The 20,117-nt window shown below is 61.9% G+C and carries 19 protein-coding genes; 9 read left to right on the top strand and 10 right to left on the bottom strand.

All coding sequences use genetic code 11. From position 1 onward, the window contains the following. Positions 1–233: 233 nt before the first annotated feature. The 6 genes from ACMGE0_RS02575 to ACMGE0_RS02550 form a co-directional block, all read right to left on the bottom strand. The gene (locus tag ACMGE0_RS02575) at positions 234–1,634 is read right to left on the bottom strand and encodes an NAD(P)(+) transhydrogenase (Re/Si-specific) subunit beta (RefSeq protein WP_436814288.1); all 1,401 of its coding nucleotides are present in this window, start codon (positions 1,632–1,634) and stop codon (positions 234–236) included. 19 nt (positions 1,635–1,653) lie between these two features. Then, positions 1,654–2,064 (bottom strand): proton-translocating transhydrogenase family protein, encoded by a 411-nt coding sequence (locus tag ACMGE0_RS02570; RefSeq protein ID WP_436814287.1) that lies wholly within the window; start codon positions 2,062–2,064, stop codon positions 1,654–1,656. Continuing rightward, positions 2,064–3,452 (bottom strand): Re/Si-specific NAD(P)(+) transhydrogenase subunit alpha, encoded by a 1,389-nt coding sequence (locus ACMGE0_RS02565; RefSeq protein ID WP_436814286.1) that lies wholly within the window; start codon positions 3,450–3,452, stop codon positions 2,064–2,066. Before ACMGE0_RS02565 ends, ACMGE0_RS02570 begins: the two co-directional genes overlap by 1 nt. 84 nt (positions 3,453–3,536) lie before the next feature. Beyond that, entirely contained in the window at positions 3,537–3,761 is a 225-nt protein-coding gene (locus ACMGE0_RS02560; RefSeq protein ID WP_436814285.1) for an aa3-type cytochrome c oxidase subunit IV, read from the bottom strand. A 185-nt stretch (positions 3,762–3,946) separates the two neighbouring features. Continuing rightward, a complete protein-coding gene (locus tag ACMGE0_RS02555) occupies positions 3,947–4,705 on the bottom strand; it encodes an N-acyl amino acid synthase FeeM domain-containing protein (RefSeq protein ID WP_436814284.1) in 759 nt (252 codons plus the stop codon). A gap of 168 nt (positions 4,706–4,873) precedes the next feature. Beyond that, positions 4,874–7,189, bottom strand: a complete 2,316-nt coding sequence (locus ACMGE0_RS02550) for a putative bifunctional diguanylate cyclase/phosphodiesterase (RefSeq protein WP_436814283.1) — start codon at positions 7,187–7,189, stop codon at positions 4,874–4,876. A gap of 322 nt (positions 7,190–7,511) precedes the next feature. Here ACMGE0_RS02550 and ACMGE0_RS02545 point away from each other — a divergent pair, with 322 nt between their 5' ends. Further along, positions 7,512–8,051, top strand: a complete 540-nt coding sequence (locus ACMGE0_RS02545) for a TRAP transporter small permease subunit (RefSeq protein ID WP_436814282.1) — start codon at positions 7,512–7,514, stop codon at positions 8,049–8,051. A gap of 27 nt (positions 8,052–8,078) precedes the next feature. Next, entirely contained in the window at positions 8,079–9,581 is a 1,503-nt protein-coding gene (locus tag ACMGE0_RS02540; protein WP_436814281.1) for a TRAP transporter large permease, read from the top strand. A gap of 752 nt (positions 9,582–10,333) precedes the next feature. Here ACMGE0_RS02540 and ACMGE0_RS02535 read toward each other — a convergent pair. Continuing rightward, positions 10,334–11,440, bottom strand: coding sequence for a TRAP transporter substrate-binding protein (locus ACMGE0_RS02535; protein WP_436814280.1), 1,107 nt, complete (start codon positions 11,438–11,440; stop codon positions 10,334–10,336). Positions 11,441–11,749: 309 nt separating this feature from the next. Between ACMGE0_RS02535 and ACMGE0_RS02530 the strand changes: the two genes are divergently transcribed. After that, positions 11,750–12,523 carry a gamma-glutamyl-gamma-aminobutyrate hydrolase family protein gene (locus tag ACMGE0_RS02530; RefSeq protein WP_436814279.1) on the top strand — a complete coding sequence of 258 codons (774 nt, stop codon included), beginning with the start codon at positions 11,750–11,752 and terminating at the stop codon, positions 12,521–12,523. A gap of 6 nt (positions 12,524–12,529) precedes the next feature. On the opposite strand, the gene ACMGE0_RS02525 is transcribed toward ACMGE0_RS02530, so the two are convergent. Together ACMGE0_RS02525 and ACMGE0_RS02520 are read right to left on the bottom strand one after the other, a co-directional pair. Then, positions 12,530–13,552: a LacI family DNA-binding transcriptional regulator gene (locus ACMGE0_RS02525; protein WP_436814278.1), complete on the bottom strand. Its 1,023-nt coding sequence runs from the start codon at positions 13,550–13,552 to the stop codon at positions 12,530–12,532. Positions 13,553–13,674: 122 nt separating this feature from the next. Next, positions 13,675–14,175 (bottom strand): MarR family winged helix-turn-helix transcriptional regulator, encoded by a 501-nt coding sequence (locus ACMGE0_RS02520; RefSeq protein ID WP_436814277.1) that lies wholly within the window; start codon positions 14,173–14,175, stop codon positions 13,675–13,677. Positions 14,176–14,258: 83 nt separating this feature from the next. Between ACMGE0_RS02520 and ACMGE0_RS02515 the strand changes: the two genes are divergently transcribed. From ACMGE0_RS02515 to ACMGE0_RS02495, 5 genes are all read left to right on the top strand, one after another. After that, complete coding sequence (locus ACMGE0_RS02515) at positions 14,259–15,050, top strand: creatininase family protein (protein ID WP_436814276.1); 792 nt, start codon at positions 14,259–14,261, stop codon at positions 15,048–15,050. Positions 15,051–15,074: 24 nt separating this feature from the next. Continuing rightward, complete coding sequence (locus tag ACMGE0_RS02510; protein ID WP_436814275.1) at positions 15,075–15,353, top strand: type II toxin-antitoxin system VapB family antitoxin; 279 nt, start codon at positions 15,075–15,077, stop codon at positions 15,351–15,353. Continuing rightward, positions 15,353–15,757, top strand: coding sequence for a type II toxin-antitoxin system VapC family toxin (locus ACMGE0_RS02505; RefSeq protein ID WP_436814274.1), 405 nt, complete (start codon positions 15,353–15,355; stop codon positions 15,755–15,757). Before ACMGE0_RS02510 ends, ACMGE0_RS02505 begins: the two co-directional genes overlap by 1 nt. Before the next feature lie 167 nt (positions 15,758–15,924). Further along, positions 15,925–17,028: a CobW family GTP-binding protein gene (locus tag ACMGE0_RS02500; RefSeq protein WP_436814273.1), complete on the top strand. Its 1,104-nt coding sequence runs from the start codon at positions 15,925–15,927 to the stop codon at positions 17,026–17,028. 58 nt (positions 17,029–17,086) lie between these two features. After that, positions 17,087–18,073 carry a WD40 repeat domain-containing protein gene (locus ACMGE0_RS02495; RefSeq protein WP_436814272.1) on the top strand — a complete coding sequence of 329 codons (987 nt, stop codon included), beginning with the start codon at positions 17,087–17,089 and terminating at the stop codon, positions 18,071–18,073. A gap of 172 nt (positions 18,074–18,245) precedes the next feature. Here the strand turns inward: ACMGE0_RS02495 and ACMGE0_RS02490 are convergent, their stop codons facing one another. Beyond that, positions 18,246–18,563: a hypothetical protein gene (locus tag ACMGE0_RS02490; protein ID WP_436814271.1), complete on the bottom strand. Its 318-nt coding sequence runs from the start codon at positions 18,561–18,563 to the stop codon at positions 18,246–18,248. A gap of 259 nt (positions 18,564–18,822) precedes the next feature. Here ACMGE0_RS02490 and ACMGE0_RS02485 point away from each other — a divergent pair, with 259 nt between their 5' ends. Further along, complete coding sequence (locus ACMGE0_RS02485; RefSeq protein WP_436814270.1) at positions 18,823–19,989, top strand: hypothetical protein; 1,167 nt, start codon at positions 18,823–18,825, stop codon at positions 19,987–19,989. Positions 19,990–20,117 lie beyond the last annotated feature (128 nt).

The raw sequence follows: 20,117 nt of genomic DNA, 5'->3' as shown, positions 1-20,117 counted from the left end.
TCCCCTTCCACGAAAAAAGCCCGGCATCGCCGGGCTCAGCTTGATGACAAACCTCGCTTCTTGCTCGGCGTCATCCTCGGCCTTGTGCCGAGGATCTATAAACGTCAACGGTTTGCAGATGCTCGGGACAAGCCCGAGCATGACGATCAGAGTTTTTCGAACCTTTGTCCGCAGTCTGAGCCCGGCATCGCCGGGCCTCTACTCGCCACTCGCTATTCGCTACGTCGCCGAACTCAGTGCTTCATGGCCTTGACGATGTCTTCCGTCATCTTCTTGGCGTCGCCGAGCAGCATCATCGTGCCGTCCTTGTAGAAGAGCGTGTTGTCGATGCCGGCATAGCCGGAGCCGAGCGAGCGCTTGACGAAGAGGCAGGTCTTGGCCTTGTCCACGTCGAGGATCGGCATGCCGTAGATCGGCGAGGACTTGTCGTCGCGCGCCGCCGGATTGGTGACGTCGTTGGCGCCGATGACGTAGGCGACGTCGGCCTGGGCGAACTCGGCGTTGATGTCTTCCAGCTCGAAGACCTCGTCATAGGGCACGTTCGCTTCGGCGAGCAGCACGTTCATATGGCCCGGCATGCGACCCGCGACCGGATGGATCGCGTATTTCACCTCGACGCCCTTTTCCTTGAGCGTATCGGCAAGCTCTCGCAGCGCATGCTGCGCCTGCGCGACCGCCATGCCGTAGCCCGGCACGATGATGACCTTTTCCGCATTGGCCATCAGGAAGGCCGCGTCGTCGGCCGAGCCCTGCTTGACCGTCCGCTGTACGCCGTCGTCGGCGCCGGCCGAGGCCGTCTCGCCGCCGAAGCCGCCGAGGATGACGGAGATGAAGGAGCGGTTCATGCCCTTGCACATGATGTAGGACAGGATCGCACCGGACGAGCCGACCAGAGCGCCGGTGATGATCAGCGCCAAGTTGCCGAGCGTGAACCCGATGCCGGCGGCTGCCCAGCCGGAATAGGAATTCAGCATCGACACGACGACCGGCATGTCGGCGCCGCCGATCGGGATGATGATCAGCACGCCGAGCGCCAACGCCAGCGCGACGATCAGCCAGAAATCCATGTGGCTTTCGGTCTGCACCAGGCCGACGACAAAAACCACCGTCAGCACCAGCAGGCCGATATTGATGGCATGCCGGTAGGGCAGCATGATCGGCTTGCCGGACATGCGCCCGTCGAGTTTCAGGAAGGCGATGACCGAACCGGTGAAGGTGATCGCGCCGATCGCCGCGCCGAGCGCCATTTCCACGAGCGCCTGGCCGTGGATTTCGCCGATCTCGCCGATGCCGAAGGAATGCGGCGCGTAGAGCGCCGCGGCCGCCACCATGACGGCGGCCAGGCCGACCAGCGAGTGGAAGGCGGCGACGAGCTGCGGCATCGCCGTCATCGGAATGGTGCGGGCGATATAGGCCCCCGCTCCGCCGCCGATCGCGAGCGCCAGCACGATCAGGACGAAGCCGCCGAAATTCGGCGTGGCGAGCAGGAGCGTCGTGCCGATGGCGATGCCCATGCCGACCATGCCGTAGACATTGCCCTTGCGGCTGGTGGTCGGATGCGAAAGCCCCCTGAGCGCCATGATGAACAGCACGCCGGAGACGAGATAGAGAAAAGCTGCGAGATTCTGCGACATAATTCCCCCCAGAACCCCCTCAGCGGTCTTTTTTCTTGTACATGGCGAGCATCCGGCTGGTCACCAGGAACCCGCCGAAGATGTTCACCGACACGAGCACCAGCGCGATGAAGCCGAAGCCGGTCGCAAAGCCGGCCGCCGAAACGCCGACAGCAAGCAGCGCGCCGACGACGATGACCGACGAGATGGCGTTGGTGACCGCCATCAGCGGCGTATGCAGCGCCGGCGTCACCGACCAGACGACGTAATAGCCGACGAAGATCGACAGAACGAAGATCGCGAACCGGAAGACGAAAGGATCGATCGCCCCGCCGGAAACCCCATGGGCCGCGGCGCTCGCGGCCTCGGGCGCCTGGGCGGCTGCGGCAATGACCGCGTTGACGGCCTGGTCGAGCTGTTCCAGCGCCTTGTCCATAGCTTCACTGGCCATCAAAGCTCCTCCTTCTTGACGGCGCCTGCGCTCGTTTTGACGGCGCCTGCGCTCGTTTTGCCGGCGCTTGCGCTCGTTGCGGGCGTATCATCCGCCGCGGCGCTTGCGCTCGCTGCGGCACCATCTGCTGCAGATTTCCTGCGCGGCTTGGCGGCAGCCTTGACGGTCCTGGCGGGCTCGGCCGCCGTCTTGACGGGCTTGACCGGTTTGGCCTTGGCGGCCGGTCTTCCCGCCGCTGTTTCTGCCGGCGGGGCGGCTGCAGCCGCGGCAAAGGACGGATGCACGACAGCGCCGCCGTGGGTCAGCATCGTCGCCTTGACCAGCTCGTCCTCGGCATTGACGGAAAATTCCTTGGTGCCCTTGTCCACCATGGTCTCGATGAAGGCGTAGAGGTTGCGGGCATAGAGCGCCGACGCGGACGCGGCGATGCGGCCAGCGACATTGGCGTAACCGATGACGGCGACGCCCTCGACCGTTGCCACCTTGCCCTTTTCCGAGCCCTCGATATTGCCGCCGCGCTCGACGGCGAGATCGACCGCCACCGAACCCGGCTTCATCGAGGCGAGCATGGCGCGCGAAACGAGCCGCGGCGCCGGCCGGCCGGGGATCAGCGCGGTGGTGATGACGATGTCCTGCTTGGCGATATGCTCGGCAACCAGCGCCGCCTGCTTGGCCTGATAGGCTTCCGACATCGGCTTGGCGTAACCCGCCGCGGTTTCGGCCGCCTTGAACTCCTCGTCTTCGACGGCGATGAATTTTGCGCCGAGCGAGGCGACCTGCTCCTTGGCGGCAGGACGCACGTCGGTCGCGGAGACGACGGCGCCGAGGCGGCGGGCGGTGGCGATCGCCTGCAGGCCGGCCACGCCGGCGCCCATGACGAAGACCTTGGCGGCGGGAACCGTGCCGGCCGCCGTCATCATCATCGGCAGCGCCCGGCCGTATTCATGGGAGGCGTCGATGACGGCGCGGTAGCCGGCGAGGTTCGCCTGGCTGGAAAGCACGTCCATGGACTGGGCGCGGGTGATGCGCGGCATAAGCTCCATGGCGAAGGTCGTCAGCCCGGCCGTGGCCATGGCGGCCAGTGCCGCTTCGTTGCCATAGGGGTCCATCACCGCAAAGATAACCGCGCCGGATTTGTACGAGGCGATTTCCGCCGCCGTCGGCCGGTTGACCCTGAGCACGATATCCGCCGTGCCGGCATCGGCGGCCTTGCCGATCCGTGCGCCGGCTGCCTGGAAGTCGCCGTCCGGGATGCCGGACGCCAGCCCGGCCCCGCTCTCGACGAGCACCGAAAAGCCGAGCGCGGCGAGCCGCTTGACTGTCTCGGGAGATGCGGATACGCGCGGTTCTTCCGAACCTTCGCGGCTTATGAAAACGATTTTCGCCAAAGGTTGCCTCCTCCCAGTCGATATCGCAGGAGGGCGAAAAGGTTCGCCCCGCCTCATGCCAGTGATGGAACTGGCGTGCCGGGATCAGCGCAGCAGGAAAGCGCCGGCGACGGTGAGAATGATGAAGAGGATGAAGCTGCCGATGAAGCCCACGCCTCCGAAGAAGCCGGCGGCCATCGCGATCATCAGCACGACGATGATCATCGTGCCCCATTTTGCGCCGGCGAGGAACATGTTGTAGGTCTTTTCATGTTCCGCATAGTCCATGGAAGCGCCCGTTTCCACCGGCCCGCTATGGTGATTGTCCATCAGTCCCGTCTCCTTGAAACAGCCGCGCGCAACCCGCAGGATCTGCGGCATCCGCGCGCGGGAAAACCCCTTGCCGACATCCGGAATCATGCCTGGAGCAGCACGACGAACGTCTCTTCAGGCCTTACACAAAGCGGTGGGAAAGCGCAATGCCGGCAGAGCCCCCCTCCGGTACGCCAGCTCTATCACGTTACATAGGCCATTTCGGCTGACGTGGGGCGGCCGGCGAGCCTGGCCGTCGGCAGAATGGTGAGCGGCGGCATATCGAAGCGCGAAGAGCGCTCGAACATCAGCCGCCGCTCGAAGGCTTCGGAACGAAAAATCGGAAACCGCCTCATCAAGACCGGACGCACGTCGCGCGCCCGCGACGCGAGCAGGGTCAGATCGAACCCGTACACATCCGCCATTCTCCGCGCAACGACGATGTCGGCGGCGAACACCCGCCGGTAGAAGGCGGCATGAGCGGGACGGATATGCTGCAGGACCCTGTCGGCATCGAAATGGATGGCCGCCATGACGGTTGGTCTCAGCGTCAGATAGGGAATGGCGGGCAGTTCGTCGATGATGCCGGGATCGGCGGCGAAGCGTGCCGGATCCACGAGCGTCATGCCGGCATCGAGAAACGCGTCGACGGCGTCCGGAAAGATTCCGCTCGACTGGCATACGCGATGGTTCGCGGTGACGTGGTGGACACGTATCGTGCTTACCAGCTCTTCGTAATAGTAGACGCCGAAAACATAGGCGTGGTCGTCGAAATCGATCTTGTCGAGCATGCTGCTGGCGGCGACGGGAAGGACGCCGCGTGCCTTGTAGGCCCTGAAGCGGAGGCGGGCGATATCCTCGAAATCCTCGTGGCTCTCGATCCGCCGGTATTCGACGCGATCCAAGGTTGCCAGGAGCCTGCTGGAAAAGTCTTCGTCTGAAAAGGTCTTATCGTTTGGCATCGGGTTGTTCCATGGCTTTAACCAAGGATTAACCCTACAAAGCGGGGACCCCGCAACAGACATGAATAAAATTAATAAACTTCTAAATATTATGGTTAACAAATGGTTAACGATGCTTTTTCATATGCAGATTCGGTTGGCCTCTGATTGAAAAATGGGCAGATTTTCTCAGCGGACGACCGCGGTGAGGGGCGGGTTCGGAGGGTTCTTCGCGCCGCGCCGCGCCGCGGAAAGCTTGCCGGCGCTCTCGGCCGCGAGCTCGGTGATCCTGTCGGCACCGACCGGCGTGGAAAACACGTAACCCTGAACGAGGTCGGCGAGCCGGTGGCGATTGATGAGCGCGAGCTGCTCCCTGGTCTCCACGCCTTCCACGACGATCTTCAGGCCGAGTTCCCGCGACAGGTGGACGGTGCCGCGCAGGAGCTTCAGCTTGCGCTGGTCCTCGCCGATATTGCGGATGAACGCCCGGTCGATCTTGACCACGTCGAGCGGCAGGGAATCGAGATAGCTGAGGCTCGAGAACCCTGTGCCGAAATCGTCAATGGCGATCGTGACGCCGGTCGCCCGGAACTGGTTGAGAATGGCGCTCACCGCCACCGGCTCGTCCATGAAACAGCTCTCCGTCACCTCCAGATGCAGCCTGGAAGGATCGAGCGAATGGCGCTTCAGCACATCCGCCACATAGCCGACGATCTCGTCGTTGCGCAGGTCCTGGATCGAGAGATTGACGGAGACCGCCATCGGTTCGGGCCATGCGGCGCAATCGCGGCAGGCCTGGTCGATGACGAAACGCGTGATATGGGAGACGAGGCCCATATCTTCCGCCATCGGGATGAAGATGTTCGGGCCGACCACGCCGCGCTCGGAATGGCGCCAGCGTACCAGGGCCTCGCTGCATTCGATGGCGGAACCGTCCGGACGGTACATGGGCTGGTAGAGGACATGCAGGCCGTGGTTCTCGACCGCCAGGCGAAGGTCGGCGCGTAGCCTCTGCTCCTCGATATACTGGGCGTCCATTTCCGGGCGGAAGACGGTCAGCGTGCCGTTGCCTTTCGATTTCGCGTCGTTGAGGGCGAGGTCCGCCTTGATCTGCCAGTTCTGCATGTCGAAATCCTGCGAGGGCAGGATGACGCAGCCGCTGTTCATCGAAACGGCAAGACGGATGCCTTCGATCTGATAGTCGCCCTGGATTTTCGCATGGACATCGCGAACCTGCCGCTCCAGTTCGAAACCGTCTCTGTCGCCGAGAAGCAGCAGGACGAACTCGTCGCCGATCAGGCGCCCGGTCAGCATAGTCTCCGTCGTGAGCGCGGAGAACCTGGCCGCGATCGCCGCAAGCAGCCGGTCGCCCACCACATGGCCGCGCATGTCGTTGACATGCTTGAAACCGTCGACGTCGAAGACGGCAAGTGCGGCCAGCGCTTCACCGCGGCCGCGCACCTTCTCCGCCGCCAGCGTGGCGAAATGCCCGCGGTTCGGCAGCCCGGTCAGGTCGTCGAACCGCACCATGTGCAGAACCTTCTCCTCGGCCGCGACGCGGGCGCTGACGTCCTCGAAGATCAGCACGACGCCGCCGTCGGCGCGCGGGCTGGCGGAGAATTCCATGTGCAGCCGGTCACCGAAGCTCAAGAGTGCCCGGTCGAGCCTGCCGTCCGCGAGCTGGCCGATCTTCGCCAGGATGGCGGCCGACGGCAAACGCGCGCTTTCCTCCAGGACGGAGACGAATGCGCTGTCCTTGATATCCTTCCCCGAATCGAGCCCCAGGAGCTCATAGGCGCGGCGGTTGGCGACCTGAACCCTCCCCTCGCCGTCCAGCATGACGAGCCCGTGCGCCATCGTCGCCAGCGCCGTGTCGAGACGACCCGCAAGCAGGGCCACTTCCTGCGAAGCCTTGACATTCTCGTAAAAGAATTCCCGCACGCCGGCGGCCATGGACTGCGTCGTCAGGCCGAAGGGGATGAGGAACAGCGACATGATTATCAGGTAGATATCGCCGGTGAAGAGACAGCCGAGGATAATGGGAACGCAACAGCCGAGCGTCTGCAGCTCCACCGCGAGCCGCGAGCCGTAATTGCGGCCGACGATCGAAACCATGGAAGCCATGGTGACCGCGATCCAGAGGAAGGCCGCAAACATGTTCTGCAGGACCAGCACGGCGTAGCCGCTCGCCACACCGAGGATCAGGGCGGTGGTCGCTGCGCCGTAGACATAGCGGACTTCCCAGACTTCGATCTCCGCGCGCGTCAGCGAGGCCTTGCTGGCCTTGTCGAACCGGTGAAACCAGTAGAGCCGATAACCGAAGACGGAGATGAAAACCGCAACCAGCAGGAGATAGAAAAGAGAACCCGTATTGCTGGAAATCAGCAGGCACGACAGGATATGGACGACCATTCCCGTGAAAAGCGTGCCGCGATTGCCAAACAGCGACGTGACGAACGACAGATAGACATCCGTCGGCAACGTCCTCGCTTCGATCTCTTTCATCGGGTTCATCCCTTTGGTTCCGGCCGACAGTGAGGAAAACCCTTTAAGAATTGCTTGTTCCAATTTGCCCTACCCCCCGACATAGGGGGGTAGTTGAGAATTTGCTCAATAAATTCCAAACGGCATAATGAAAATTTTTCAGGAGCCTCTCCGATTGCCCTTGGCGAGAGCTATTCGCCGGCCTCGGCAGATCCCCTGCGAACCCGGCTTTTTACGGGTGAAAACCCGGTTTATTAGGACTTTCCTTTTCTCAGACCTTGGTTTACACCGCCTTTCCAGAACGGGCGGGAGATAAGGAGACCCGTTTTGAATCGGGGAAACTATGGCTGTATTATTGAAGTTAAGCGGTCTTATCGACCGTGTCAGTGAAATCATTGGCAAATTTTCGGGATATCTCGTTCTCGCCTGTTGCCTCATCAGCGCCGGCAACGCCTGCATCCGCTATCTTTTCAACTACAGCTCGAACGGGTGGCTTGAAATCCAGTGGTACCTCTTCGCCTTCATCGTGCTGCTCGGCGCCTCGCACACGTTGAGGCTCAACGAACATGTGCGCGTCGACCTGATCTACGGCGCGGTTTCGGATAAGACCCGCCTCTGGATCGACGCGATCGGCCTGATCGTCTTCCTTATCCCGGCCTGCCTCTATCTCGCCTGGCTGTCCTGGCCCTTCTTCACGCTCTCCTATGCGCAGGGCGAAGTGTCGTCGAACGCCGGCGGCCTCATCCGCTGGCCGGTCAAGCTCGTCATCGTCGCAGGCTTCGCTCTCCTGGCACTGCAGGGCTTCTCCGAACTCGTGAAGCGCATCGCCGGCCTCATGGGCATCCTCCGGGTCGATACGACCTATGAAAAGCCGCTGCAATAACAATAATTCCTGGGGGATACACAGCTCATGTTCGAATACGGTATAATGCCGCCGGCAATGTTCCTGGGCATGATCATCTTCATGCTCTACGGGTTCCCGGTCGCGTTCTCGCTTTCCGCCGTCGGCCTCTTCTTCGGCCTTCTCGGCATCGCCACGGGGCATTTCGAATTCGCCTTCCTGCAGGCGCTGCCGTTTCGCATCTTCGGGATCGTCTCGAACGATCTCCTGCTCGCCATTCCCTTCTTCACCTTCATGGGCGCGGTGCTGGAGCGCTGCGGCCTGGCGGAGGACCTGCTGGAGGGGACCGGCAAGCTGTTCGGCGCCATTCCCGGCGGCCTTGCCTATGCGGTCATCCTGGTCGGCGCGATCCTCGGCGCCATCACCGGCACGGTCGCGGCCTCGGTCATCACCATGGGCGTGATCTCGCTGCCGATCATGTTGAAATACGGTTATAATCCGCGGCTCGCCACCGGCGTCATCGCCGCCTCCGGCACGATCACCCAGGTCATTCCGCCCTCCCTCGTGCTGATCGTGCTCGCCGACCAGCTCGGCCGCTCCGTCGGCGACATGTATCTCGGCGCGATCGGCCCCTCGATCCTCCAGGTCACCATCTTCATGCTCTTCATCCTCGGCCTGTCGATCCTCCGGCCGAAGGACGTACCGCCGCTGCCGCCGGAAGCCCGCGGCGAGCTGAACGCCGCGCTGATCATCAAGGTCCTCTGGGGCATGATCCCTTCGATCGTGCTGATCTTCCTCGTGCTCGGCACCATCTTCATGGGCCTGGCGACCCCGACGGAAGCCGGCGCCCTCGGGGTCGTCGGCGCGATGGCGCTTGCGGCCCTGCATCGCCGCCTCACCTGGGATCTCATCCGTCAGGGCATGCATTCGACCATGACGATCACCTCCATGGTGGTCTTCATCCTGGTCGGCGCCACCTGCTTCAGCCTCGTCTTCCAGGGCATGGACGGCGGCCTATGGATCGAATACCTGCTCAGCCACGTCCCGGGCGGCGCGGTCGGCTTCCTCATCTTCGTCAACATCTTTATCTTCTTCCTGGCCTTCTTCCTCGATTTCTTCGAGATCGCCTTCATCGTCCTGCCGATGCTGGCGCCCGTCGCACAATCGCTTGGGATCGACCTGATCTGGTTCGGCGTGCTGCTCTGCGTCAACATGCAGACCAGCTTCATGCACCCGCCCTTCGGCTTCGCGCTGTTCTATCTCCGCTCGATCGCGCCGAAGAGCGTCAAGACGAAGGACATCTACATCGGCGCCATTCCATGGCTCTGCATGCAGCTCATCCTGGTCGCGATCATCATCTTCTGGCCCGAGTCCGTCACCTACTGGCTGGACAAGGGCCCCGATGTGGACTTGAATTCGATCAAGATAGAGATACCTGGCTTCGGCAATGGCGGAGGCAGCCAGATGCCGAACTTCGGCCTTCCGCCGATCGACGGCGCGCCGGCCCAGCCGGGCCAGCCGGCTCCGCCCGCCATGCCGAACTTCGGCGAGCCGCCGAAGATCAACCCGTAAGGGCGCGTTTCTCTTGTCACTTCGCTGATGGGAGAGTATATTTCCGGAGTGGAGGGCAGAGTTGACGCTCTGCCCTCCTTTGCTATCTAGCTAAGAAGATAAACCGGATTGCTATGGACCAGCCCATCCGGTTTTTCCTAACTGATACCGTAATGCTCAGTGGTCGCCACATCGCATCACCTCCGGTTCGAGAGCAAGGCTTTTGCCTAAGTCGGTGAAGCCTATCTTCACCGATGCTCCGGCTGGCCTCGGAGCATGCTGCTTCTGCTCTTGAACAATTTCGATCATAGATAAGCGCGTGCGGTTGTCGAGCCGGCACAACCTGCCGCAACCAACCAAGCTTTAAGCCGCTAAGCTGCTTCTCTTGTCAGTGTGCCGATGGGAGAGTATATTTCGGAGTGGAGGGCAGAGTTCGCGTTCTGCCCTCCGTTTGCCTATCTCTTTAGGATGATGAACCGGACAGCTATTGACCAGCTTGTCCGGTTTTTCCTAAACAGCAGCGTAATGCTCAGTGGTCGCCACATCGCATCACCTCCGTTCGAGAGCAAGGCCTTTGCCAAGGTCAGCGTGGCCCGTCCCCGCTGATGCTCCGGCTGGCCTCGGAGCGTGCTGCTTCTGCTCCCGCACATCTTGATCATAGATACGCACGTGCACTTGTCGAGACAGCACAACCTTCCGCACCAGTGAAATTCTCACAAAGAAAAACCCCGGGCTTTCGACCGGGGTTCTTTCACTTTTACTTCGATGACGGATCAGAGCTTGCCGTTACGCTGCTGGATCATCATGAACGTATCGAACGTGTATTCCGAAAGCTGCATCCAGAGGTAACCTTCCTTCTTGAAGGCGACCTGATCCTCGTAGATCTTCTTGAAGTCCGCGTTGGTGGCCGAGATTTCCTTGTAGACTTCGAGCGTCGCGTTGTAGCAGGCTTCCAGGATGTCCTGGCTGAACGGACGCAATGTCGTGCCCTGCGAAACGATCTGCTTGATCGCCGTCGGGTTCTTCAAATCATACTTCGCCATCATGTTGGTGTTGGCGTAAGCGCAGGCATCCGTCAGAACGGCCTGATAGGCTTTCGGCAGGCTGTTCCATTTTTCCAGATTGATGAAAGCGTGGATCGTCGGGCCGCCTTCCCAGAAGGCCGGGTAGTAGTAGTATTTCGCCACCTTGGCGAAGCCGAGCTTGTAGTCGTCATAGGGGCCGACCCATTCGGCCGCGTCGATCGTACCCTTCTCGAGCGCAGGATAGATGTCGCCGCCGGCGATCTGCTGCGGCACCGCGCCGAGCTTTTCGAGCACCTTGCCGGCGATGCCGGCGATGCGCATCTTGACGCCCTTGAAGTCGTCGACCGTGTTGATTTCCTTGCGGAACCAGCCGCCCATCTGCGCGCCGGTATTGCCGGCCGGCAGGCCGTAGATGTTATGCTTGGCGTAGAATTCGTTCAGCAGTGTATTGCCGTTGCCCTGATAGAACCAGGCATTGGAAAGCCGTGCATTGAGACCGAAGGGGATCGCCGTGCCGATGGCGAAGGTCGGATTCTTGCCGACGAAATAATAGGAGCAGGTGTGGCACATCTCGACGGTCGAGTTGCTGACGGCGTCGGCGGCCTGCATGCCGGGCACGATTTCGGCGGCGGCGAACGGCTGAATGGTGAAATTGCCGTCGGTCGCGGCGGCGACATGCTTGGAGATGTCTTCCGCGCCGCCATAGATGGTGTCGAGCGACTTCGGGAAAGAAGACGTCAGACGCCAGGTGATCTTCGGGTTCGACTGCGCGATGGCCGGTGCGGCGAGCGCGGTCGCGGCGGCGGCACCGGCGCCGGTCACGGCAGCCTTTTTAAAGAATGAACGACGATCCATGAAATACCTCCCAGTAAGATGAAACCGCAGGGTTATCCGTTCCCATTCCCCCGGTTCTGCGGCGAGGTAACCATTTTGCTCAATGGGTTGCAAGCGGCGCAGCTAATATTCCTTAATGCGGGAAGACCTTTTGATCTTAGACTTTCGTATCACTTCGCTCTCGACGAGATTCACGAAGAATTTCAAGGAGGAAATGCTTATTCTTTGTGCAATCCCTCACCTGCGGCGTGCGTGGCGAACTTGACTTGTTACGGCTTGCGGCCCCACATCAGATGAGTAATCTGCTTGCCGCCCAGACCGGAGAATCCCATGCCGAAGCCGATCGTCGCCCTACCCGCCGATATCCGCCAGCTCGACGGAGCGGTCTGGCACGCAACGCCGAACCAATATGTGCAGGCGGCGCTGAAGGTAGCGGAGGTGATGACCTTCATCATCCCGGCTTTCGAAGACGGCAACGAGATCGACGAAATTCTCGACCGAGTGGACGGCGTGCTGGTCTCCGGCTCCGCGACCAATGTCCATCCGTCGCTTTATGGCAGGCAGGCACAGGACAGCGACGGTCCGTTCGATCCTGCCCGCGACGCGACATCGCTGCCGCTCATCCGCCGGGCGATCGACCGGGGCATTCCGCTGCTCGCCATCTGCCGCGGCATCCAGGAGCTGAATGTGGCCCTGGGCGGCACGCTCGCCAGCGAAATCCAGGATCAGCCGGGCATCTGGGATCACCGCAAGCCCGACGTGCCGGAGCGTGACGGCATGTATGCGATCCGCCAGCCGGTCTTCGTGTCTGAGGGTTCCTGCATCGCGAACTATCTCGGCCTTTCCGGCGAGGTGCAGGTGAACTCCCTGCATCGTCAGGCGATCGCCGAAACCGCGCCGCGACTGAAGGTCGAGGCGACGGCGGCGGACGGCACGATCGAGGCCGTTTCGGTGATCGATGCGAAGAACTTCGCCGTCGGCGTGCAATGGCATCCGGAATATTGGGCCGAAACCGATGCCCCGTCACGGGCGCTTTTCGAAGCGTTCGGCGATGCGGTGCGCGCCTATGCCGCCCGCAAGACGCTCACCAATGCCGCGGCGTGAGAACCGTCAAGCCCGCGGCTTGTGGAGTCCCGTCGATTGACGAATGCGCATTTCCGGTTTGATCAGGTGAAGACCGTCCGGCTCGTGGCTGCCGGCGAGCCTGTCGAGCAGCGCGCGCGCCGCAAGCCTTCCCACTTCCGTCTGGCCGTTCCAGACGGTCGTCAGCGCCGGCGTGGCGATCGAGGCCTGCTCCAGGTCGTCGTAACCGGTGACGGAAATGTCCCGGCCCGGCACGAGCCCGGCCCGCGCGATGCCGTTCATCAGGCCGATCGCCACCAGATCGTTCCAGCAGACCGCCGCCGTCGGCTTCTGCGGCAGGGACAGGAAGTTGACCGCCGCCTCGAACCCGCCCTGCATGGAGCGGGGCCCCGGAATGCGCAGGTTGAGGTCCACCTCGATGCCCGCCTTGCGCAGCGCGTTGACGTAGCCCTGGTACCGGTCGCGGCCGGTCGAGGTCTGATCCGTGCCCCCGATCATCGCGATCACCCGGTGCCCTAGCCCGATCAGGTGGTTGGTGGCGAGCGAAATGCCGTAACTGTCGTCGCCGCGATAGGTCGGCAGATCCACCCCCTCGATCGAGCGCGCCACGAGAATGGCCGGCATGCCGTTCTGCTCCGTGAGCTTCACGTCCTCGACGGGCGTGCCGATCGCCGGCGACATGATGACGCCGTCGCCGCCGAGCTGCAGCAGGGTCTCGATGAAGGTCCGCTGCTTGTCGACGGAATCGTAGTGGTTGGAGAGGATGAAGGTATGGCGGCTGCGGTCGAGCTCGCTTTCGATGGCTTTGAGGATTTCCCCGTAGAACGGGTTCATGATGTCGTGCACCACGACGCCGATGATGCCCGAACGGGACGTCCTCAAGCTGGCCGCGCGGCGGTTGTAGATATAGCCGAGCGCGCGGGCCTGTTCCTTGATCTTTTCACGCGTGTCGATCGCGACCAGCGGGCTGTCGCGGAGTGCGAGCGAAATGGTGGCGGTGGAAAGACCGAGGCTCTCGGCAATCGTCGACAACTTGATCTTTTGCGCCATCTCCCCCACTCGCGCCCGGCGGATTATCACGTTCTGGATGCCGGAATTAAAGTTTAAATAAACAATTTAATTCCATGCGACAATCCTGTGACAGAAAATTTCCCAAGGGATTCGGCAGAGATTCAAGCTCGGTCGTCGGCGAGTGCCGGCTGGAGATTGTGCTCGATCGTCCTGAGCAGCTTGAGGAGCGTGCGCACCTCCTTGTCGGAAAGGCCCTTGGCGGCCAGCGAGCCGCAGTCGGCGACGGTGCGGCCGATCTGCTCGACGCCTTTCAGGCCGGCTTCCGTCAGGTGCACCTTGGTCAGCCGCCCGTCCGTGCCGTCGGGGCGGCGCTCCAGGAAACCCTGGGCCTCCATGCGGCCGATCGTGCGGGTCATGGTCGGCGCCTTCACGCCGAGCCTCAGCGCGAGCTGGCCGGGCGTCAGACCGTCCTCCTCCGCGAGCATCAGGATGACGCCGTCCTGGCCGGCATAAAGCCCGCTCTCGCCGAGGCTGCGGCTGAGCATCGTCCGCATGGAACGGGCGGCCTGCGTGATCGCCGGCGCCAGATCGGCGGCCGAGAGACCCTCCAGATCCTTCTTCTTGCCCGACTTGGCTTTCTTGTCACCCTTCTTCTTGCTCATAGGCTCCGCCCGTTTTGCCTCAATGAAGTAGGCGCTATATGTGTGCCGCGCAATCCATATCGAAACCGGGAAGTGATCGCCAGATGCCGCACCCCTCGCCGCGCTATCATGACAATGATCTAACACTTGCATCCACAGAAAGACACGACTGGATCGCCGTCCTGCCGCTCGGCGCCCACGAGCAGCACGGGCCGCACCTGCCGTTCGAGACGGATACGCTGATCGCCGAAGGCCTCGTGGCGCGGCTCGTCCCTGCCCTGCCCGCCGATCTGCCGGTGACCTTTCTGCCGGTCGAGCCGGTCGGCTACTCCATCGAGCACGTGGATGTCGCCGGCACCAGGACGCTTCGCTTCGACGAGGCGGTCTACCGCTGGCTCGGCATTGCCGAAGACCTCCATGCGAAAGGCATCCGCAAGCTGGTGCTGCTCAATGCCCACGGCGGCAATTCCCCGCTTCTGACCATCGTCGCGACCGAGGCGCGGGTGCGGTTCAACATGCTGGCGGTGGCGACGAGCTGGACGCGTTTCGGCGAGCCGGAAGGCTGGATCACGCCCGAGGAAAGGGCGATCGACATCCATGGCGGCGACATAGAGACCTCCATGATGCTGGCGCTTCATCCCGACAGGGTCGACATGGCGAAGGCGGAAAACTTCGGCTCGCGGCAATCCGGTTTCGCCCGCGATTTCAAGCATCTTCGCGCCTATGGCCGGCACGCCTTCGGCTGGAAGATGTCGGATATCAACGAAAAGGGCGTCGCGGGCAATGCCGCTGCCGCGACGGGAGAACGGGGTGAGGAGCTCATCGCCCACGCGGTCAAAGGCATCGTCGAGCTGCTGGAGGATGTGGCGCAATTTGATGTGGCTACATTCAAGTAGCGGAAAGCTACACAATCTGCAATAATGAGCTACACACTTGAGATGGCGCCGATGACGTTGAATATCCGGAACGAAGAAGCGGATGCACTTGCGCGGGAGCTCGCGAAGATCGATGGCACAACCATCACCGACGCGGTGATTTCCGCGTTGAAGGAAACGATCGACAAGCGGGTTCGGCAGGAAACTCCGAGCGAAACGGCCCGGCGCATTCTGGAAAAACGCGGCCTCGCCTTCAAACCTCACCGCAGCCCCGTCCCGCCCGATGCCTATCACGACCTCGATCATGATTTCGGCGGTGTCTAATGTTCGTGGACGCCTGCGCAATCGTCTCGATGATGGCCGGCGAAAGGACCGCCGAGACCTATGAACAGGCGCTCGCAGGTGCAGACGCGCCCTTCACCTCACCGCTGGCCGCTTGGGAAGCCATTATCGTTTTGTCACGACCCGACCAGCTCGATTGCCGCTATAGCGAGGCGGAAGGCGCAGTCGTCGAATGGTTGGATGCCCGCAGGATCGATATTCGGGAAGCCGGATCACCACGCGAGGTCCTCCGCTATGCCGTTGCCGCAGCCGAAAGACATGGTATCGGCCGACGTTATCTCAGCAATTTCGACTGCTTTCATTATGCTTATGCGAAGATCGCGCGGCAGCCGCTGCTGACGCTCGACCAGCTTCTGCAGCAGACGGATGCCGAAACGCTGCCCTGATAGCTATAACTTCTGCGTTTCGGCGGCCACTTGCATGCCTGGCCGCCTGATGTGATCTTATAACATTCAAAACCCTTTGAACTCGTCCCGGCTTGCCCTTATATGAGGCGGACCAGCTTCCGCGTTCCGCGCCCCCGGGCGCTTCAAAGGCCCATCGAGGTTTCCCCATGACCGAAACAAAGACCGAAACAGCCACCCAGAAGCCCGTTCCCGTCACCGTGCTTACCGGTTATCTCGGCGCCGGCAAGACGACGCTGTTGAACCGCATCCTTTCCGAAAGCCATGGCAAGAAATACGCGGTGATCGTCAACGAGTTCGGCGAGATCGGCATCGACAACGACCTGATCGTCGAATCGGACGAGGAAATCTACGAGATGAACAACGGCTGCGTCTGCTGCACGGTGCGCGGCGATCTGATCCGCGTCGTGGAAGGCCTGATGCGCCGCCCGGGCCGCTTCGACGGCATCATCGTCGAGACCACCGGCCTGGCCGATCCCGTGCCGGTCGCCCAAACCTTCTTCATGGACGACGACGTCCGTTCCAAGACCGAGCTCGACGCCGTCGTCGCGCTGGTCGACGCCAAGCACCTGCCGCTGCGGCTGAAGGACAGCCGCGAGGCCGAAGACCAGATCGCCTTTGCCGACGTCGTGATCGTCAACAAGACCGACCTCGTGAGCCCGGAAGAACTGGCCCGGGTGGAAGACGTGGTGCGCGCCATCAATCCGACCGCCCGCGTCTACAAGACGAGCCGTTCCGGCGTCGATCTCGCCCGCGTGCTGGACCAGGGCGCCTTCAATCTGGAACGCGCGCTGGAAAACGATCCGCATTTTCTGGAGCACGGCCACGAGGACCATGTCTGCGGCCCGGATTGCGATCACGACCATCACCACGATCACGACCATCATCATCATGACCACGATCATGATCACCACCACCATCATCACCACGGCGAGATGTCGCCGATCCATGACGTGACGGTGAAGTCCATTTCGCTGCGCGGCGGCGAGATGAACCCGGAACGCTTCTTCCCCTGGATCCAGAGGATCACCCAGACGGACGGCCCGAATATCCTGCGCCTCAAGGGCATCATCGCCTTCAAGGGCGACGAGGAACGCTATGTCGTCCAGGGCGTCCACATGATCGTCGAAGGCGATCACCAGCGTCCGTGGAAGGACGGCGAGAAGCGCGAATCCCGCCTCGTCTTCATCGGCCGCGACCTCGACGTCGAAAAGATCGAGAAGAGCTTCAAAGCCTGCGAGGCAGCGGCATGACGCCGAAAAGTGCGAAGCGGTTTTCGGAAAACGTCATGCCTGAAAGAATTACAGCATAATGCCGACTGTTGCTCCGCTTGATTTGCAAGGCCATGTCGTCGCGGCCCATTTCCTTGGCGACATTCCGTTCTTCGCCGCCGCCGCCGGCACGATCCATCGCCTGGACGGCGGCGAGAAGGTCACCGAGGCCCATCAGGGTCTCCTGACCTGTATCCGCGATCCTTTCAGCCCTACCCTCATCACCGGCGGCGAAGACGGCAAGGTCTTCCGCATCGGCAAGGATGGGGTTGCCGCCCTCATGGCCGAGGCGCCGCGTAAGTGGATCAGCGTCGTGGCGGGAGGCCCGCAGAACGCGGTCGCCTATGCCTATGGAAAATCGAGTTTCGTGCGCCAGAACGACGGCACGGTGAAGGAGTTTCCCGAAGAGCGCAGCGTGGAAGGCCTCGCGTTCGCGGGCAAAGGGCTCCGCATCGCCGCCGCCCGCTACAACGGCGTATCGCTGCACTGGATCGGCACCAACGCGCCGCCGGTCGATCTCGAATGGAAGGGCGCCCATACCGGCGTCACCTTCTCCCCCGACGGGCGTTTCCTGGTGACGGCCATGCAGGAAAACGCGCTGCACGGCTGGAAGCTGGACGGCAAGTCGGGCGAGAACCGGCACATGCGGATGACCGGCTATCCGGCCAAGGTGAAGTCGCTCTCCTGGTCGCCGAAGGGCAAGTGGCTCGCCTCCTCCGGCGCGCCGGCGGCGATCGTCTGGCCTTTTTCGTCGAAAGACGGCCCGATGGGCAAGGCGCCGCTGGAACTCGGCACGCGCGCCAACATCATGGTCACGCAGGTGGCCTTCCATCCGGCCGAGGAGGTGCTGGCTATCGGCTTCGTCGACGGCATGATCCTGGGCGTCAGGATCGCCGACGCCAAGGAAGCGCTTCTGCGCCGTCCCGGCAAGGGTGCCATTACGGGACTGAGCTGGAGCGCCGGCGGCAAGCTGCTCGCCTTCTCGTCCGAGGCGGGCGATTGCGGCGTGATCGACATATCCGCGTAAGCGGCGGTCAGGCCTGTCTTCGTCGGCTGATTGCGCAGACATTCAGGCGGCCCTTCCTGAGGGGGGTTCAGAAAGACAATCCCGCTTTTCGCGAACGATAGCGGTGTGATCGGCATGACCGCCTGAATGCCCTCGAGGAGGGGGCCGCCATGCGGCCCCGCTCTTCTTCAAATCAACGGCGCACGAACTTCTTGGAAACGTTGCCGTTGCCGAGAATGCCGAGGCCCAGCAGCCCGTTGTTGCCCGACAGGATAGCGTTTCCGTTCAGGATGCTGTTGCCGGACAGGATGCCGTTGAGGACATTGACATTACTGCCGTTGAGCACGCCGACATTCGGCGCCACGACGATCGAGCCGTTGCCAAGGCTAATGCCGAGCCCGAGGTTGAGGCCTCCCTTGTGGCCGCCGCCGCCCAGAAGGCCGCCTGCGGACGCCTGAGAAAAGGCAGCGACAGAGAGAGCTGCAGCTAAGCAAATTACCTTGATAGTCATGTTAGTCTCCCAAGTTGATTGCGCGACATTGCGCGACATCCAACTTATTATTAGTACATTATAAAGCAATAATATAAGTGTCTTATAATAAACCATTAACCATAATACTGCGAGTTTTATTAAAACTGTTCTCATCCCGGCCGGCGTTGCTTCTGCAGCAATTCGCATTGCCAACCCGACAAGACCAACTCGAATAAATCCTTCGTTAAGCATCTATATATAAGATTTTCCTCAATTAGCTCGACCTACTGGGGGTGCGATGCCCAAGCTGCTGTTCCTGCCCTTTGCGACCTGTCTCGCCGCCCTGCCACTGTCGGCCGCGGCGGACACGTTTTTCGACTATTCGCTGCGTGCGGGCCACAACAGCAATTTCTTCGAGGACACCAACGGCCTCGGAGGCGGTTTTGCCGAGGCGGAGGTGAAGCTGCGCGGCAGCTTCGACATCGAAGGATCGGGCACCACCTACGCGCTCTGGCACCGGGAAAAGCGGGTGGAGCGTTACGACTTCGGCAACGAACATGTGACGGGCATGACCCTCGGCCATAGGATGAAGCTGGCCGATACGGTCGAGTGGACGTTGGAGGCAGGCATCCAGCGCAAGGCGGCAGGCGACGTTTTCCTGGCCGTGCCCGGCACCGTCATCGGCTACCGCATGACCGATATGACCTACGAGATGGCCTCGAGCCTTGCCGCGCAATTCTTCGGCGGGCAGAACACGCTGAAGGCGGGCGTCAGCCATCTCGACCGCGGCAAGGCGAGGTTCACCACCGACCTCCTGCTGCCGACGAAGCTGGAAGCCGACGTGACGGCGATGGACCTGACGGCGTCCCATATCCGGCCGGGGCTTGCCGGCGAGATCGGCTTCACCCTCGCCTATCGCTCCACCTTCATTCCCGATTCCGAGCAGGAGACGCTCCTGCGCTTTCCCGCCTCGACGCTGCGCGGCTCGGTCGCCTATGGCCGCAAGATCGGCGAGACCGTGACGATGATCGCCGAGCTCGGCGGGGCGACGATCATGGCCGACGATTTGGGCGACGATGTCAAAAGGCTGCGGCCCTATCTCCGGTCGTCGCTGGAATGGAAGCCTACGGAAAGCCTCGGCTTCGGCATCGGCTACGACCAGGACTACGCGATTGCCGACATCGACGATCCGCAGGCCGAGTTCATCCAGACCTGGAAACTCGCCGCAAGTGCGAAACTGCTGCCGAAGGTGGCGGCGAAGGTAACCTATGAAATCGCCTCCAGCGAATGGATCTACTATCTCTACGACGGCGAGACGCGGAGGTTTGCGGGAACGCTCACCTTCGATATCGGCAAGGATCACAAGCTGGAAATCGGCTACCGCCATGTGGACCGCAAGGAAAAGGACCCGGCCGAGAACTATGACGGGCACGAATATTTCGCCGGCATGAGCGGCACTTTCTGACGGCAGCACGAATGCCCGCGGCGGAGAGGGCTCCGCCACGGCCTGATCCATCGGGATGGGCAGGCAGTGGGTATCGGGTGATATGGATGTCAGGCTTGTCCGCCTGCCCGATCGCTTCGGCTTTTCCG

This window comes from Neorhizobium descurainiae, from assembly GCF_051400715.1.
Taxonomy (GTDB): domain Bacteria; phylum Pseudomonadota; class Alphaproteobacteria; order Rhizobiales; family Rhizobiaceae; genus Neorhizobium.
The sequence above is the reverse complement of the archived record's forward strand: the minus strand, read 5'-3'. Positions and strand labels throughout refer to the sequence as shown.